This window comes from Pseudomonas sp. LFM046, from assembly GCF_000949385.2.
Taxonomy (GTDB): Bacteria; Pseudomonadota; Gammaproteobacteria; order Pseudomonadales; family Pseudomonadaceae; genus Metapseudomonas.
Map to the genome: position 1 here is coordinate 3428443 of NZ_JYKO02000001.1, position 15776 is coordinate 3444218.

At 65.8% G+C, this 15776-nt stretch carries 15 protein-coding genes; 13 read left to right on the forward strand and 2 right to left on the reverse strand.

Annotated elements, in window-relative coordinates; genetic code table 11:
• Entirely contained in the window at positions 1 to 546 is a 546-nt protein-coding gene (locus TQ98_RS15695) for a toxin-antitoxin system YwqK family antitoxin (RefSeq protein WP_044874324.1), read from the forward strand.
• Here the strand turns inward: TQ98_RS15695 and TQ98_RS15700 are convergent, their stop codons facing one another.
• Both TQ98_RS15700 and TQ98_RS15705 read right to left on the reverse strand, forming a co-directional pair.
• Positions 547 to 942: a DUF4280 domain-containing protein gene (locus TQ98_RS15700; RefSeq protein ID WP_044874323.1), complete on the reverse strand. Its 396-nt coding sequence runs from the start codon at positions 940 to 942 to the stop codon at positions 547 to 549.
• A gap of 253 nt (positions 943 to 1195) precedes the next feature.
• Complete coding sequence (locus TQ98_RS15705) at positions 1196 to 1543, reverse strand: MTH938/NDUFAF3 family protein (protein WP_044874322.1); 348 nt, start codon at positions 1541 to 1543, stop codon at positions 1196 to 1198.
• A 158-nt stretch (positions 1544 to 1701) separates the two neighbouring features.
• On the opposite strand from TQ98_RS15705, the gene TQ98_RS15710 reads away from it, so the two are divergent.
• From TQ98_RS15710 to TQ98_RS15765, 12 genes are all read left to right on the forward strand, one after another.
• Positions 1702 to 2112 (forward strand): hypothetical protein, encoded by a 411-nt coding sequence (locus tag TQ98_RS15710; protein ID WP_044874321.1) that lies wholly within the window; start codon positions 1702 to 1704, stop codon positions 2110 to 2112.
• Positions 2113 to 2538: 426 nt separating this feature from the next.
• Positions 2539 to 3531, forward strand: a complete 993-nt coding sequence (paaA, locus tag TQ98_RS15715; protein ID WP_044874320.1) for a 1,2-phenylacetyl-CoA epoxidase subunit PaaA — start codon at positions 2539 to 2541, stop codon at positions 3529 to 3531.
• A gap of 24 nt (positions 3532 to 3555) precedes the next feature.
• Positions 3556 to 3837 carry a 1,2-phenylacetyl-CoA epoxidase subunit PaaB gene (gene paaB / locus TQ98_RS15720; RefSeq protein WP_103102982.1) on the forward strand — a complete coding sequence of 94 codons (282 nt, stop codon included), beginning with the start codon at positions 3556 to 3558 and terminating at the stop codon, positions 3835 to 3837.
• A gap of 10 nt (positions 3838 to 3847) precedes the next feature.
• The gene (gene paaC / locus TQ98_RS15725) at positions 3848 to 4609 is read left to right on the forward strand and encodes a 1,2-phenylacetyl-CoA epoxidase subunit PaaC (protein ID WP_044874317.1); all 762 of its coding nucleotides are present in this window, start codon (positions 3848 to 3850) and stop codon (positions 4607 to 4609) included.
• Positions 4596 to 5129 carry a 1,2-phenylacetyl-CoA epoxidase subunit PaaD gene (gene paaD, locus TQ98_RS15730; RefSeq protein ID WP_044874316.1) on the forward strand — a complete coding sequence of 178 codons (534 nt, stop codon included), beginning with the start codon at positions 4596 to 4598 and terminating at the stop codon, positions 5127 to 5129. The genes paaC and paaD overlap by 14 nt, the downstream gene beginning before the upstream one ends.
• A 26-nt stretch (positions 5130 to 5155) precedes the next feature.
• Positions 5156 to 6232 (forward strand): 1,2-phenylacetyl-CoA epoxidase subunit PaaE, encoded by a 1077-nt coding sequence (paaE, locus tag TQ98_RS15735; RefSeq protein WP_044874315.1) that lies wholly within the window; start codon positions 5156 to 5158, stop codon positions 6230 to 6232.
• A gap of 189 nt (positions 6233 to 6421) precedes the next feature.
• Positions 6422 to 6730 (forward strand): DUF485 domain-containing protein, encoded by a 309-nt coding sequence (locus tag TQ98_RS15740; protein ID WP_044874314.1) that lies wholly within the window; start codon positions 6422 to 6424, stop codon positions 6728 to 6730.
• The gene (locus TQ98_RS15745; protein ID WP_103102983.1) at positions 6727 to 8373 is read left to right on the forward strand and encodes a cation acetate symporter; all 1647 of its coding nucleotides are present in this window, start codon (positions 6727 to 6729) and stop codon (positions 8371 to 8373) included. Before TQ98_RS15740 ends, TQ98_RS15745 begins: the two co-directional genes overlap by 4 nt.
• Positions 8374 to 8413: 40 nt before the next feature.
• A complete protein-coding gene (gene paaZ / locus TQ98_RS15750; RefSeq protein ID WP_044874313.1) occupies positions 8414 to 10474 on the forward strand; it encodes a phenylacetic acid degradation bifunctional protein PaaZ in 2061 nt (686 codons plus the stop codon).
• A gap of 368 nt (positions 10475 to 10842) precedes the next feature.
• Positions 10843 to 12168 carry a hypothetical protein gene (locus tag TQ98_RS15755; RefSeq protein ID WP_044874312.1) on the forward strand — a complete coding sequence of 442 codons (1326 nt, stop codon included), beginning with the start codon at positions 10843 to 10845 and terminating at the stop codon, positions 12166 to 12168.
• Between the two features lie 42 nt (positions 12169 to 12210).
• On the forward strand, positions 12211 to 14355 hold the full coding sequence (locus TQ98_RS15760) for a methyl-accepting chemotaxis protein (RefSeq protein ID WP_044874311.1): 2145 nt from the start codon (positions 12211 to 12213) through the stop codon (positions 14353 to 14355).
• Positions 14356 to 14534: 179 nt separating this feature from the next.
• A complete protein-coding gene (locus TQ98_RS15765) occupies positions 14535 to 15764 on the forward strand; it encodes a DUF3422 domain-containing protein (RefSeq protein WP_103102984.1) in 1230 nt (409 codons plus the stop codon).
• Positions 15765 to 15776: the final 12 nt, after the last annotated feature.

Here is a 15776-nt window from a genome sequence, read left to right on the forward strand (position 1 = left end):
ATGGCGCAATCCGGCAAGCTCGACCTCACCCGCGGCGACAGCCGTATGCAAGGCCAGCTCCAGGGCGGCCAACTGGAAGGCCCGGTGCGCATTGAAGAGGCTGGCCGCCCCCAGGCTCAGCTCAGCTACAGCGAGGGTGAGCTGAACGGCCCGGTCACCCTCTTCCACCCCAACAGCAAGGTCTCGGCGCAAATGCCCTACGTGCGCGGCAAGCTGCACGGGGTGGCCACCTTTCATGCCCCCGAGGGCTGGCTGCAACGCAAGGTGAGCTACCGCCTGGGTCTGATGCATGGCGAGGCGAGCAGCTATTACCCGGACGGTCGCCTGGCCGAAGTCGAGCACTATCGCGATGGGGTGCGGGACGGCCCCTACCAGCGCTTCCACAGCAACGGTCAACTGGCGCTGTGCAGCCACTACCTCAAGGGGCAGTTGCTGGAGCCGGGCCAGCCCTACGCGGAGGACGGCAGACCGCTGGATGGCGAGGGCAAGCCCATGTCCCGGCTGCGCTGGTGGTGGAAACGCTGGACCGAACCGGCGCAAGCCTGATCAGGGAATCTGCATCTGCACCTGACCGGGCATCTGGATCTTGATCACACCGCCCCAGGTGCACATCAGCGTGCTGTTGGAATCCAGCGCCGGCATGTTGCCCAGCAGCACGGTAGGTGCGCCGCCCGGAATCCAGGGCGCCGCCGTGGCGGGGATGCAGGGCATGGGAGTCAGCGCACCGAGTGCGGCGGCAGTGGCCGCGGCCACCGTTGGGTTGGCCAGGCTCTGGCACATGCCGAAGGTGGGAATATTCACCAGCGGGATGTAATCCATGATATTCGCCGCGGGCATCCCGCTCGTCAGGGTGCGGTTCACCGGCAGCACGTTCAACACCGCTGGCGCCACACCGAAACTGCATTGCAGCGTCGCGCCACTGCAGACCTGCGGACATCCCAAGATCGCTACTCCTCCGTGCGTCGCCTGGAACTCTAGACGAGCCGGACAGTTCCCGCCCCTCAAGGACGAAAGCAGGCTGCCCGAGGGCAAATCCTCCCCCCGCACAAGGCCGACCCCTTTCGCCGGGTCTAGACCGGAGGGTGCGCTGTGCGCACCGATTCCGGGGTCGGCTTCGGCACTCCGTCAAACCGCCGGTGCGCACGGCGCACCCTACCGGGGAATTCACCCCAACCAGGAAGAGCGCCGCAACGAGCTAACAGGTGAGATGCAGAATCGCATGGGTATGCCCCAGCCGCTCCTGCAATTGCTCGATGGCCTCCGCCGTCGGCACCACGATCAGTTCGATGCCCCGCCGCTCCGCTTCGCGCCTGACTTCGGGCATGACCGGCAGCGCGCCGGTGCCGGTACCGATCACCAGGCGCCGGCAGTCCCAGGGAATGTCTTCCTCGATCGACAGCGGGGTGTGGCCATAGGCATCGCGATACTTCTTCGACGGTTTCTTGCGGCGCTTGCTGACCTGCCCATGGGCGATCACCACATCGTGGGGATAGGTGACTCCATCGATGGTGATGGAGCCGAAGGAAAAGGCTTCGAAGCGCATACCCACCTCCGCCCGAGCCACAAGGCCCGTAATATCCAGTATGGCGCCCTCATACACGACACCGGTCCGTCGCCCCACGTCGGGGTGCACCCCGTCGAAAACTATAATCAGGGTACTGGGGGTAAATTCCTGGGGGATTTGAGAGTGGAGGGTTCGCCATGCGTATCCTCAAACTTCTGGTCCTGCTCCTCGCCTGCTTTGGCGGAAGCCAGACAATCGCCGGGCAACCCTGGCCCAGCAACGACACCAACGGCGCCATGATGCTGGCCGGCGGACGCGGCGGCAGTCACTTCGGAGGTTTCCACCACCGCAGCCACATGGGCTTCAGGCATCACCATCACGGTTTCATGTTCCATAACCACGGGTTCAGGCATCACCACCATCATTTCCACGGATTCCACCGGAGTAATGGCTTTGGCAGGACGAACTCGCGGTTCTTCATCACTGATCCGCGCTTTGACCATCGCTTTGACCACCGTTTTGACCACCGCATCCAGAATCGCGGGGTGGTGATCCACTTCAATGATCCGAACTCCGTGATGTTCACGAATCCTGGCTTCCGTCAGTGATTCGTTGCGAAGCCGCCTCGCAGGCACCGAACCTGCGAGACAGGGGAACTGCGTCCGGCCCCAGCCCCCGGGAGGCGCAGAGGCATCCCTGGCCGCCTCACAAACAGAACACTCTCATCACACATTTTCAAATTCTGCGTATCACTTTTCAGCGTTAGCCTGAATCCACTGCCCTCGCCCACCGCAGCACCCCGACGCAAGCCCCGCGCCCAGGCATTGCGCCGCGTTATTCCTGCCATCAAACCTCCCCCGCAGACCAGCTCGCTCAGTCCGTCTCTTATGCACGGACACCCCCCAACCGGTCGTCAATCCGATACAAAAACTCTATTCGATACACGTTTTATTGTTTGATATTTGTTTTCGTATCATTTAAAAATAGCGCCATGGCCAAGCCACCCCACGAACCCTGCATGGCTGGAGAACGGCATGTACGCACAATTGGTTGAGACCGGCGTGAAGCGCGTGAAGGCGCTGGAGGAGATGACCTCCGAAGAACGCGCCTTCCAGGAAAAGATCGACGCGGAAATCAAGATCGAGGCGAAGAACTGGATGCCGGATGCCTACCGGCAGACCCTGATCCGCCAGATTTCCCAGCACGCCCATTCCGAAATCGTCGGCATGCTGCCGGAAGGCAATTGGGTGACCCGCGCCCCCACGCTGAAGCGCAAGCTGCAGCTGATGGCCAAGATCCAGGACGAAGCCGGCCACGGCCTGTACCTCTACAGCGCCATGGAAACCCTGGGCGCCGACCGCGACGAGGAAGTCGCCAAGCTGCACAGCGGCAAGGCGAAGTACTCCAGCATCTTCAACTACCCGACCCTGAACTGGGCCGACATGGGCGCGGTGGGCTGGCTGGTGGATGGCGCCGCCATCGTCAACCAGGTGGTGCTGCAGCGCACCTCCTACGGCCCCTACTCCCGCGCGATGATCCGTATCTGCAAGGAAGAGTCCTTCCACCAGCGCCAGGGCTACGAAATCCTCCTGCACATGATGCGTCACGGTACCCAGGCCCAGAAGGACATGGTTCAGGACGCCATCAACCGCCTCTGGTGGCCCTCGCTGATGATGTTCGGTCCCAGCGACGCCGACTCCCCCAACAGCGCCCAGTCCATGGCCTGGAAGATCAAGCGCCAGAGCAACGACGAGCTGCGCCAGCGCTTCATCGACCAGACCGTTCCGCAGCTGGAGCTGCTGGGCTGCACCGCGCCCGACCCGCACCTGAAGTGGAACGAAGAGCGCGGCCACTACGACTTCGGCGATATCGACTGGAGCGAGTTCTACGAAGTGCTGAAGGGCAACGGCCCCTGCAACCACGAGCGCATCGCCACCCGCCGCAAGGCCATCGAAGACGGCGCCTGGGTCCGCGAAGCCGCAGTAGCCCATGCCCGCAAACAACAACAGAAACGCGACGCCGCGTAAGCCGCCTTTCCCGAGGAGATCATCATGTCCGAGTGGACCCTTTTCGAAGTCTTCGTGCGCAGCAAGCACGGCCTGAACCACAAGCATGTCGGCAGCGTGCATGCCGCCGACGCCCGCATGGCCATCGAGAACGCCCGCGAGCTCTACACCCGCCGCAACGAAGGCGTGAGCCTCTGGGTGGTGCCCTCTGCGCTGATCACCGCCTCCTCCCCGGACGAGAAGGAGCCGCTGTTCGACCCGGCCCAGGACAAGGTCTACCGCCACGCCAGCTTCTACGAGCTGCCGGCTGAAGTCGGCCACATGTGAGGCGCCTGCCATGACTGCCAAGCAAGACCTCATCGAATACCTGCTGCATCTGGGCGACAGCGCCCTGATCCAGGGCCAGCGCCTGTGCGAATGGTGCGGCCGTGCCCCGGCGCTGGAAGAAGAACTGGCGCTGATGAACGTCGGCCTCGACCTGGTGGGCCAGGCCCGCAATTGGCTGGACTACGCCGCCGAGCTGCTGGACGACGGCCGTGACGCCGACCACCTGGCCTTCCGCCGTGACGAGCGCGCTTACCGCAACCTGCTGATGGTGGAGCAGCCCAACGGCGACTACGCCGTGACCATCACCAAGCAGTTCCTTTACGACGCCTGGCACGTCCAGGTGCTGCACGGCCTCACCGCCTCCAGCGACGAGCGCGTCGCTGGCATCGCCGCCAAGGCCCTGAAGGAAGTCACCTATCACCTGCGCCGCTCCGGCGAGTGGGTGGAGCGCCTGGGCGACGGCACCGAGGAGAGCCACAAGCGCATGCTGGCGGCCGTTCGCGAAGTCTGGCGCTTCACCGTCGAAATGGTGAACGGCGACGACGTGGCGCAGCGCCTGTGCGACGCCGGCATCGCCCCGAATCCAGAGGAAATCGCCGCCGCCTGGAAGTCCAAGGTGGCCGACATCTTCGCCAGCGCCACCCTGCCGCTGCCGGAACCGGCCAGCTACTTCTACCTGTCCGGCCGCCGTGGCCTGCACACCGAGCACCTGGGCCTGCTCCTGGCCGAGATGCAGTTCCTTCAGCGGGCCTACCCCGATGCGTCCTGGTGAGCTGATTACCAGCGACCGCGGCGCCAGGCCCGGCGCGCCGGATGATCTGGCGCGCGCCTGGTCGGTGCTGGGCGAGGTGATGGACCCGGAAGTTCCGGTGGTCAGCGTGGTCGACCTCGGCATCGTCCGTGGCCTCGACTGGCAGGACGGCCACCTGCACGTGGTGGTCACGCCGACTTACTCCGGCTGCCCGGCCACCGAGGTGATCGAGCACGACATCGAGCAGGCGCTGGAAGGCGCCGGCTTTGCCGCGCCGCAGCTGGAGCGCCGCCTGAGCCCGGCCTGGACAACGGACTGGATCAGCGAGGACGGCCGCGAGCGCCTGCGCGCCTACGGCATCGCCCCGCCGGCCGGCAGCACCAGCAAGCGCAGCCTGCTGGGCGATTCCGGTGACGTCTGCTGCCCCCAATGCGGCAGCGCGCACACCGAGCTGCTCAGCCAGTTCGGCTCCACGGCTTGCAAGGCGCTGTACCGCTGCCGCGACTGCCGCGAGCCCTTCGACTATTTCAAGTGCATCTGAGTGGCCAGCCACCGGAGACGACGACAATGAGCAAGTTCCATAGCCTGACGATCAAGGAAGTGCGCCCGGAAACCCGTGATGCGGTCTCCATCGCCTTCGACATTCCCGCCGACCTGGCTGAATCCTTCCGTTTCACCCAGGGCCAGCACCTGGTGATGCGCACCCAGTTGGACGGCGAAGAAGTGCGCCGCTCCTACTCCATCTGCACCGGCGTCAACGACGGCGAGCTGCGGGTGGCGATCAAGCGCGTCGCCGGTGGCCGTTTCTCCGCCTACGCCAACGAAAGCCTGAAGGCCGGCCATAGCCTGGAAGTGATGCCGCCGTCCGGCCACTTCTTCGTGGAACTGGACGCCGCGCGCCACGGCAACTACCTGGCGGTGGCCGCCGGCAGCGGCATCACGCCGATCCTGTCGATCATCAAGACCACCCTGGAAACCGAGCCCCACAGCCGTTTCACCCTGATCTACGGCAACCGCTCCAGCGGCTCCGCGCTGTTCCGCGAGCAGCTGGAAGACCTGAAGAACCGTTACCTGCAGCGCCTGAACCTGATCTTCGTGTTCAGCCGCGAGCAGCAGGACGTGGACCTCTACAACGGTCGCATCGACGCCGACAAGTGCGGCCAGCTGTTCGGCCGCTGGATCGACGCCAAGGCCCTGGACGCCGCCTTCATCTGCGGCCCCCAGGCGATGACCGAGACCGTCCGCGACCAGTTGAAAGCCAACGGCATGCCCGCCGAGCGCATCCACTTCGAACTGTTCGCCGCCGCCGGCAGCAGCGCCAGGCGCGAAGCCCGCGAGGCCGCCCGTGCCACCGACAGCGCCACCAGCCACATCACCGTGATCAGCGATGGCCGCGAGCTGACCTTCGAACTGCCGCGCAACAGCGTCAGCGTGCTGGATGCGGGCAACGCCCAGGGCGCCGAGCTGCCCTACTCCTGCAAGGCCGGCGTGTGCTCCACCTGCAAGTGCAAGGTGGTCGAAGGCGAGGTGGAGATGGACAGCAACTTCGCCCTGGAGGACTACGAGGTGGCGGCTGGCTACGTGCTGTCCTGCCAGACCTTCCCCATCAGCGAAAAAGTGGTCCTGGATTTCGACCAGCTCTAAGCGGATCACGTAGGAGCGAGGGGGACGCCCAGTTCTCTGCTCGCGAAGCCTTTGTCGCGCGTGCATTCGCGAGCAGAGCTCGCTCCTACGACAAAAAAAGCAGTGCCAGCAGTACCCCATTCGACCCAGCAAGCCTTGCCGTCGGCCGTCGAACGGGCGCCTCAACAATCACAACAAGAGAGAGCAACCATGACCCCGCAAGACCTCGATCGTATCCGGGAGAACCCGGACTTCATCCAGCTGGTCCGCCGCAAGCAGCGCCTGACCTGGTCCCTGACCGCCGCCATGCTGGTGATCTACTACGGTTTCGTGCTGCTGGTGGCCTTCGCCCCCGGCGTGCTCGGTCAATCCCTCAACGGAGGCGTCACCAGCGTCGGCATGCTGGTGGGCGTGGTCATCATCCTGCTCTCCTTCGCCCTCACCGGCATCTATGTGAAGCACACCAACAGCGTGCTCGATCCGCTGAACGACAAGGTCAAGGAGGAGTGCGGCCAATGAAAGCCCTCGCCTCCATGCTGCTCGCCACCGGCCTGCTGGCCTCCGAAAGCACCTTCGCCGCCGATGCAGCCGCGCGTCCGCTGAACTGGAACGCCATCTACATGTTCCTGGCGTTCGTCCTGTTCACCCTCGGCATCACCCGCTGGGCCGCCCTGCGCACCCGTTCGACCGCCGACTTCTACACCGCCGGCGGCGGCCTCACCGGCTTCCAGAATGGCCTGGCCATCGCCGGCGACATGATCAGCGCGGCCTCGTTCCTCGGCATCTCCGCGATGATGTTCATGAACGGCTACGACGGCCTGCTCTACGCCCTGGGCGTGCTCGCCGGCTGGCCGATCATTCTGTTCCTGATCGCCGAACGCCTGCGCAACCTCGGCAAGTACACCTTCGCTGACGTGGTGTCCTACCGCCTGGAGCAGAGCCCGATCCGCATCACCGCCGCCTTCGGCACCCTGACCGTGGCGCTGATGTACCTGGTGGCGCAGATGGTCGGTGCCGGCAAGCTGATCGAGCTGCTGTTCGGCCTGTCCTACCTCCAGGCCGTGCTGCTGGTGGGCGTGCTGATGGTCTTCTACGTGACCTTCGGCGGCATGCTGGCCACCACCTGGGTGCAGATCATCAAGGCGATCCTGCTGCTGTCGGGCACCAGCTTCATGGCCTTCATGGTGCTCAAGCACTTCGGTTTCAGCACCGAAGCCATGTTCGCCGCCGCCACCGCCGTGCATACCAAGGGCGCGGCCATCATGGCGCCGGGCGGACTGCTGTCGAACCCCATCGATGCGATTTCCCTCGGGCTCGGCATGATGTTCGGCACCGCCGGCCTGCCGCACATCCTCATGCGCTTCTTCACCGTCAGCAATGCCAAGGAAGCCCGTAAATCGGTGTTCTTCGCCACCGGCTTCATCGGCTACTTCTACCTGCTGCTGATCGTGGTGGGCTTCGGTTCCATCGTGATGGTGGGCACCAACCCGGAATTCCGCGACGCGGCCGGCGCCATCATCGGCGGCGGCAACATGGTGGCGGTGCACCTGTCCCACGCGGTGGGCGGCAGCCTGTTCCTCGGCTTCATTTCCGCCGTGGCCTTCGCCACCATTCTGGCGGTGGTTGCGGGCCTGGCGCTGTCCGGCGCCTCGGCGGTGTCCCATGACCTCTACGCCTGCGTGATCCGCAAGGGCAAAGCCAGCGAGCGCGAGGAAATGCGCGTGTCGCGTATGGCCACCCTCGGCATCGGCGTGCTGGCGGTGATCCTCGGCATCCTCTTCGAGTCGCAGAACATCGCCTTCCTCTCCGGCCTGGTGCTGGCCATCGCCGCCTCGGTCAACTTCCCGGTGCTGTTCCTCTCCATGTTCTGGAAAGGCCTGACCACCCGTGGCGCCGTCGCCGGCAGCGTAGCCGGCCTGCTCTCGGCCATCGTCCTGCTGGTGCTGAGCCCGGCGGTCTGGGTCAACGTGCTGCACCACGACAAGGCGCTGTTCCCGTACTCCAACCCGGCGCTGTTCTCCATGGGCCTGGCCTTCTTCAGTGCCTGGCTGCTCTCGATGACCGACGCTTCCGAGCGCGCCAGGCAGGAACGCGGCCGCTACCTGGCCCAGTTCATCCGTTCCATGACCGGCATCGGCGCCGCCGGGGCCGCGCGCCATTGAGCGCGGCCCTTCCACTCACTTTTTTCGCAGAGAACATCCGATGACCCAAGCCACTACCCTGCAAAGCTTCATCGCCGGCCGCTGGATCGGCCAGCAAGGCGCCCAGGCACTGCGCAGTGCCATCGACGGCAGCACGATCGCCCGCACCCACGAGGAGGCCCTGGACTTCTCCGAGGCCGTCGAATTCGGCCGCAAGCGTGGCATCGCCAGCCTCATGGCCATGGACTTCCAACAGCGCGCGGCGCGCCTCAAGGCCCTGGCGCTCTACCTGAACGAGCGCAAGGAACAGCTCTACACCCTGTCCCGCCACAGCGGCGCCACCCGTGCCGACAGCTGGATCGACATCGAGGGCGGCACCGCCACCCTGTTCAGCTACGCCGGTGTCGGCGCGCGTGAACTGCCCTCCGGCAACATCGTCCACGAAGGCCCCTCCATGCCGCTGGGCAAGCAGGGCACCTTCGCCGGCACCCATATCCTGGTGCCGCGCGGCGGCCTCGCCGTGCATATCAACGCCTTCAACTTCCCCATCTGGGGGATGCTGGAAAAGTTCGCCCCGACGTTCCTCGCCGGCATGCCCTGCATCGTCAAACCGGCCACCGCCACCAGCTACCTGACGGAAGCCACCGTGCGCCTGATGCACGAGTCCGGCCTGCTCCCGGAAGGCAGCCTGCAGCTGATTATCGGCAGCACCGGCGACCTGCTGGACCGCCTCCAGGGCCAGGACGTGGTGACCTTCACCGGCTCGGCCGACACCGCCGCCAAGCTGCGGGTGAACGCCAATCTGGTGCGCAATTCCGTTCCCTTCAACGCCGAAGCGGACTCGCTGAACTGCGCCATCCTCGCCCCGGAAATCACCCCGGACGATCCGGAGTTCGACCTCTTCGTCAAGGAAGTGGCCCGGGAAATGACCGTCAAGGCCGGCCAGAAGTGCACCGCCATCCGCCGCGCCATCGTTCCGGCCAAGCACATCGACGCCGTGGCCGAACGCCTGCGCGATCGCCTTGCCAAGGTCGTGGTCGGTGACCCCGCCGTGGAGGGTGTGAAGATGGGCGCCCTGGCCTCCCACGCCCAGCAGGCCGACGTCACCGAGCGTCTGGACGCCCTGCTGCAGAGCAGCGAGCTGCTGTTCGGCGCCCGCGATGGCTTCGCCCCGCGCGGCGAAGGCGTCAACGAAGGCGCCTTCTTCGCCCCGACCCTGCTGCGCGCCCGCGATCCGCACGCCGAAGGCGGCGCCCATGACATCGAGGCCTTCGGCCCGGTGAGCACCCTGATGGCCTACGACGACCTCGACGAAGCCATCGCCCTGGCCGCCCGTGGCAAGGGAAGCCTGGTGGCCAGCCTGGTCACCAAGGACCCGCAAGTGGCGGCCCGCGTGGTACCGCAAGCCGCCGCCCTGCACGGCCGCCTGCATATCCTCGACCGCGAATCCGCTGCCGAATCCACCGGCCACGGCTCGCCGCTGCCGGTGCTCAAGCACGGCGGCCCCGGTCGCGCCGGTGGCGGCGAAGAACTGGGTGGCCTGCGCGCGGTGACGCACTACCTGCAGCGCGCCGCCGTCCAGGGCTCGCCCACCATGCTGGCCGCCGTGACCCGCGAACACGTGCGCGGCGCCAAGGTGATCGAGACCGAGGTTCACCCGTTCCGCCGCTACTTCGACGAGCTGCAGATCGGCGAATCCCTGCTGACCCACCGCCGCACCGTCACCGAGGCCGACATCGTCAACTTCGGCTGCCTGTCCGGCGACCACTTCTACATGCACTTCGATGAGCTGGCCGCCAAGGAATCCCAGTTCGGCAAGCGCATCGCCCACGGCTACTTCGTGCTGTCGGCCGCTGCCGGCCTGTTCGTCTCCCCGGCCCCCGGCCCGGTACTGGCCAACTACGGCCTGGACACCCTGCGCTTCATCAATCCGGTGGGCATCGGCGACACCATCCAGGCGCGCCTGACCTGCAAGCGCAAGATCGACCAGGGCAAGAAGAGCCCGAAGGGCGAGCCCCAAGGCGTGGTGGCCTGGGACGTGGAAGTCACCAACCAGAACGGCGAGCTGGTCGCCAGTTACGACATCCTCACCCTGGTGCTGAAACGCCCCGAGGCTGCGTAAACCGAGTCGCTGCGTGAGTTTATGACCGGCCTTCGGGCCGGTTTTTTTTGCCTGCTGCCCACGCGGGAAATCCGGTGTGCACGGCGCACCCTACGCGGCCCGGCAACACGCAGCCGGTGGATGGATGTGGGGGCGATTTCAATCGCCAAGCGGACCGCAGGTTCGCCCTGCCAGAGGCGAAGGGGGCGGCTGCGCCGCCCTTGGCGAATGAATTCGCCCCCACAGGGACTTTCTTCACCGGCCATTCCGAATCTGGCACGCAGGCTCAAGCCCTTGGCAAGCACGCACAAGGCCAGCCGTCGGCAACTCCTTAGTATCCGGTCGCAGACACGCAGCCCTGCCAATACCTACAAAAAGGAAGCCTTGCGATGAAGCGGTCCGCCCTGTTCCGAATCTCCACCCTTGCCCTGCTGGTGGGTGCCGCCAGCCAGGCGGGTGCCTACGAGCTGTACGCCGACGACGACACCCACCTGAACGCCGACCTGGAGGCCGTGTTCGGCCTGTTCCACAGCCAGGAGAACTACGCCATCACCGGTTCCAAGAGCGAGGGTTCCTCGTCCTGGCGCGAGGGCTATGCCAAGTACGGCATCAGCTTCGACCAGGGCCTGGCCGGCGCCGGCACCGGCTACGGCAAGTTCAACCTGCTCAGCTCCGGCACCTGGGGCGATGGTGACGCGGCGGGCTTCACCGACGGTTCCGAGCGCACCACCAAGATCGAGGACGCCTACCTCGGCTGGCGTTCCGGCCAGCTGTTCGAGGCCCTGGGCGAAGACGGCGTGGACGTTTCCTTCGGCCGGCAGAACCTGATGATCGGCGACGGCTTCCTCATCAACGGCGACGCCCTGAACCTCGGCAAGGGCCTTGCCGATGGCGAGTTCAACCGGGGTGGCGCCTACTGGCTGGCCGCACGCAAGGCGTTCGACCAGACCGCCGTGCTGCGCCTGGGCGGCAAGGATGGCCTGCGCGGCGACCTGATGTGGCTCAAGTCCGACAACCGTGCCCAGGCCAAGCCCGAGATGTGGGTGGGCAATCTGGAGCACGTATCCGAAGCCGGCACCCTGGGCCTGACCGCCATTGATATCCGCGATATCGATGAAGAGTTCGCTTCGCCCTTCCAGGCCGAGCGCGACGGCATGAAGACCTACAGCGTGCGCGGCCAGGGCAACGCCGGCGTGGAGAACCTGTTCCTCTCCGGCGAGTACGCCTGGCAGGACAAGAAGGAGGTCGACGACGAGAACGCCTGGTACCTGGAAGCCGGCTGGACCTTCTCCGATGTGGCCTGGAGCCCCTACGTCAGCTACCGCTACAGCCGCTTCTCGGAAGGTTACGACGCACTGTTCACCGGCTTCAGCCGTGGTTACGGCACCTGGTTCCAGGGCGAGGTGGCGGCCAACTACGCCGGCCCGTTCAACACCAATACCCAGGTCCACCATGTCGCCTTCAAGGTGTCGCCGCTGGAGAACCTGAGCCTCGGCGCCCTGTGGTTCGACTTCAACACACTGGACCGCGACCTGGGCAACACCGACGGCCGCGAGCTGGACCTCTACGCCGAATGGGCGGTGAGCGACAACCTGATCGTCATGCCCCTGGTGGGCCTCTACAAGCCGGACAAGAGTGCAGCCGAAGGCGGTACCCAGATCGGCAGCGACGACCAGAACCTCTACAGCCAACTGGTGTTCGTCACCACCTTCTGACCCCGTCCGGGGCGGCGACGCCCCGGCTTTTCGAAGCGACGAATCGCCATGCCCAGCCTCAGCATCCAAAGCAAGATCACCCTGCTGGCCAGCCTCTGCCTGATCCTGGTAGTGGGGCTGCTGGTGGGGCTGTCCCTTTATCAGACCCGCACCAGCACGGAACGGGTCAAGCACTCCAGCGGCGAGATGCTGGCGGCCGCCGCACGCCTCAACCTGCAAGCCCAGGGCAAGGCCCAGGCGCTGCAGATCCAGCGCAGTTTCACCCGCACCCATGAGTACGGCCTGGGGCTGGCACGGCACCTGCTCTACCTGCGCGAACGCGCCGTCCGTGGCGAGATGAGCGCCGAAACCCTGCGCGCCGAACTGGCCGGCGAGCTGCGCAAGGCGGTGGAGCAGCGTCCGGACCTGCTGGGCCTGTTCCTGATCTTCCAGCCCGACGCTCTGGATGGACGCGACGCCGAATTCCAGGGCCGCAGCGAACTCGGCAGCAATGATGCCGGACGATTCGCCCTCTACTGGCTGCAGGCCAAACCGGGCGAGCTCCAGGCGGTGCCAGGCGACGAGAAGCTGCTGGCCGACACCTCTCCCGGCCCCAGCGGCGCCCCCTTCAATGCCTTCTTCACATGCCCGCGCGACAGCGGGCAATTGTGTCTGCTGGAGCCTTACTTCGATGAGTCATCCGGCACGCGCAAGCTGGTCACCAGCATTGCCTTCCCCTTGCTGGAGAACGGCAAGGTCCTGGCGGTGATCGGTCTGGACATCAGCCTCGACAGCCTGCAGCAGGATGCCCTCGCCGGCAGCCGCGAGCTGTACGAGGGAAATGGCGCCATCAGCATCCTCAGTCCGTCCGGGGTGGTCGCCGGCCACAGCCAGGATGCCGCTCAGTTGGGCAAGCGCCTGCAGGACGTGCTGCCGGACCAGGCGGGCGACGTACTCGGCTACCTGGGCAGGAACGAGCCCCACGCCTTCGCCGAACAGGGGCGGATCAGCGTGCTCGAACCGCTCTCGCCCATTGCCGGGACAAAATCCTGGGGGGTGTTGCTGGGAGTGCCGCAACAGGTGCTGATGGCGCCAGTCGAAGCCCTGAAGGTGCAGATGGACGAGCAGCGCCTGCGCAGCTCCGCGCTGGAGTTCGGCCTGGGATCGGCGGCCGCCCTGCTCGGGGTCGCGTTGATCTGGCTGACCGCCCGAGGCGTGACCCGGCCGTTGCTGCGCCTGACCGCCATGCTGGAGGACATCGCCCAGGGCGAAGGCGATCTCACCCGCCGTCTGGCCCACCTGCGACGTGATGAGCTTGGCCGCCTGGCACTCGCCTTCAATCGCTTTCTCGACAAGCTGCAACCGGTGATCGCCAAGGTCCAGGGCTCGGTGCGCGATGCCCGCGACACCGCCGATCAGTCGGCCGTGATCGCCCGCCAGACCAGCGAGGGCATGCAGCAGCAGTTCCGCGAGATCGACCAGGTCGCCACCGCCCTGCACGAGATGTCCGCCACCGCCAACGCGTCCGCCCAGAGCGCGGCCCAGGCCGCCGACGCCGCGCGTCACGCCGACCAGGCCAGCCGCGAAGGCCTGGTGGTGATTTCCCGCACCACCCGCGCCATCCAGGCCCAGGCCCGGGACATGAGCGAGGCCATGGCGCAGCTCCATGTCCTCTCACAGAACAGCGAACAGATCGGCTCGGTGCTGGAGGTGATCCTCGCCATCGCCGGGCAGACCAACCTGCTGGCCCTCAATGCCGCCATCGAGGCAGCCCGTGCCGGCGAGGCCGGGCGCGGGTTCGCGGTGGTGGCGGATGAGGTGCGCAGCCTGGCCCGTCGCACCCAGGACTCGGTGGAGGAAATCCGCCAGGTCATCGACAACCTGCAGAGCGGCACCCGCGACGTGACGCAGGCCATGGAAGGCAGTCATGGCCTGGCCCAGGAAAACGTCAATGAGGCGCAACAGGCCGTGGCGGCTCTGGAGCGGATCGGCCAGGCGGTCAATCTGATCACCGAAATGAATTTGCAAATCGCAAGTGCCGCGGAGGAGCAAAGCAGCGTCGCAGAAGAGATCAATCGAAACGTCGAGGCCATCCGCGACGTGACCGAATCGCTGTCCGGCCAGGCCGAGCAGTCGGCCCAGGTCAGTCGCCAGCTCAATGAACTGGCCAATCATCAGCAAGGGCTGATGCAGCAATTTCGCGCTTAGTGGCCCAAAAGGCTCAAGTGCGTTCCTAGGCGGTTCCACCGCCGACTCCCGTCGCCACCGGCTTGAAGGGCTACCCGCCCCGACTGGCCGGTGGCCCCCCTGACTTGTGCGATTGATCGTGTGACCGGCGCCCGGGGCGCTCGCGTCATCACCAGAAACCTACCTGCGCAGAAGTCTCCATGCATCCACTTCGCAAAGCCCTGCACAACGAGCTGCACTCGCGCCCGTCGATCTACTTCCGTGATCCGGCCCACGTCTATCACTTCGCCTTCTCCGATGCCGAGGATGTCTGCGACGCGCTCGTGGAGCGCCTCAATCAGGCGGCCGATGCGCCGCTCTCCCGTAACGGTTCCCAGGGCCTGCTGCGGATGGGCGAGAACACCCTGAAGTGGGAGCGCCACACCGAGTTCTTCACCCTCACCCTGGTGGTGCCGCGCACGGCCGGCGGCGATTACTGGCCGCCCTTGCCCGAGGCCCTGGAGCGCCTGGTGGCCGAGCACCGCCACCTGCTGATCAATGCCGACCAGGTGCTGGTGGAATCCGAAGCGGACTGGGCTGGCGACACGGCGGCCTACGGCTTCAAGGACCCGTCCGGGTCCAACCTGGGGGGTGGCGATGCGGTTGCGTGGTCGGACTTCCGCCTGACCGAGGACGGGGTGAATCGCATCCTCCTGGTCAACCGCCGGCTCAACGCCTATCGCCTGGGCCGGATGATCCGCCGCCTGCTGGAGATCGAGACCTACCGCATGATGGCCTCCCTCACCCTGCCGGTGGCCCAGGCGGTGAGCCTGCAGTTGAAGGAATACGACAAGGAGCTGGCGAGCCTGTCCGACCGCAACGCCGAAGGCAAGAGCAGCGCCAAGGTGCTGTCGACGGATATCGCCGCCCTGTCGGCGCGCATCGTGCGCAGCACCGCCCGCACCCGCCAGCGCTTCAGCGCCACCGAGGCCTACGCGCAGATCGTGTTCGAGCGCATCAACGAACTGAGGGAATCCCATGTGGGCGACTGCCAGCGCCTCGGGGTTTTCATCGAGCGGCGCTTCCGCCCCACGGTGCGTTACTGCGCCGCCACCGACCAGCGCCTGGTGCGCCTGGGCCAGAGCGTGGCCAACCTGGGCGACTTGCTGCAGGCACGGGTGCAGGTGGAAGTGGAGGAGCAGAACTCGGAAATCCTGCGCAGCCTGAATGCCCGCGCGGATACCCAGATCAAGATCCAGAAGGCGGTGGAAGGCCTGTCCATCATCGCCATCAGCTACTACCTGCTGAGCCTGTTCAAGCTGTTCTACAGCGGCCTGCACACCATCGGCCTGGATATCTCGGCGAAGACCGCGATTCTGGTGATGGCGCCGGTTGTCGCGCTGATCCTGGCGGGGATTCTCCGCAGCATCAAAAAGGCGAAGGGGCATTGATCGCTGCCGTTT

What these genes read in the sequence shown, in the direction of transcription:
- paaE (WP_044874315.1), top strand. Translation starts at nt 5,156, where the DNA reads ATGAGCAAGTTCCATAGCCTGACGATCAAGGAAGTGCGCCCGGAAACC.
- TQ98_RS15705 (WP_044874322.1), bottom strand. Translation starts at nt 1,543, where the DNA reads ATGCGCTTCGAAGCCTTTTCCTTCGGCTCCATCACCATCGATGGAGTC.
- paaC (WP_044874317.1), top strand. Translation starts at nt 3,848, where the DNA reads ATGACTGCCAAGCAAGACCTCATCGAATACCTGCTGCATCTGGGCGAC.
- TQ98_RS15695 (WP_044874324.1), top strand. Translation starts at nt 1, where the DNA reads ATGGCGCAATCCGGCAAGCTCGACCTCACCCGCGGCGACAGCCGTATG.
- TQ98_RS15710 (WP_044874321.1), top strand. Translation starts at nt 1,702, where the DNA reads ATGCGTATCCTCAAACTTCTGGTCCTGCTCCTCGCCTGCTTTGGCGGA.
- paaZ (WP_044874313.1), top strand. Translation starts at nt 8,414, where the DNA reads ATGACCCAAGCCACTACCCTGCAAAGCTTCATCGCCGGCCGCTGGATC.
- paaD (WP_044874316.1), top strand. Translation starts at nt 4,596, where the DNA reads ATGCGTCCTGGTGAGCTGATTACCAGCGACCGCGGCGCCAGGCCCGGC.
- TQ98_RS15740 (WP_044874314.1), top strand. Translation starts at nt 6,422, where the DNA reads ATGACCCCGCAAGACCTCGATCGTATCCGGGAGAACCCGGACTTCATC.
- paaB (WP_103102982.1), top strand. Translation starts at nt 3,556, where the DNA reads ATGTCCGAGTGGACCCTTTTCGAAGTCTTCGTGCGCAGCAAGCACGGC.
- paaA (WP_044874320.1), top strand. Translation starts at nt 2,539, where the DNA reads ATGTACGCACAATTGGTTGAGACCGGCGTGAAGCGCGTGAAGGCGCTG.
- TQ98_RS15765 (WP_103102984.1), top strand. Translation starts at nt 14,535, where the DNA reads ATGCATCCACTTCGCAAAGCCCTGCACAACGAGCTGCACTCGCGCCCG.
- TQ98_RS15745 (WP_103102983.1), top strand. Translation starts at nt 6,727, where the DNA reads ATGAAAGCCCTCGCCTCCATGCTGCTCGCCACCGGCCTGCTGGCCTCC.
- TQ98_RS15755 (WP_044874312.1), top strand. Translation starts at nt 10,843, where the DNA reads ATGAAGCGGTCCGCCCTGTTCCGAATCTCCACCCTTGCCCTGCTGGTG.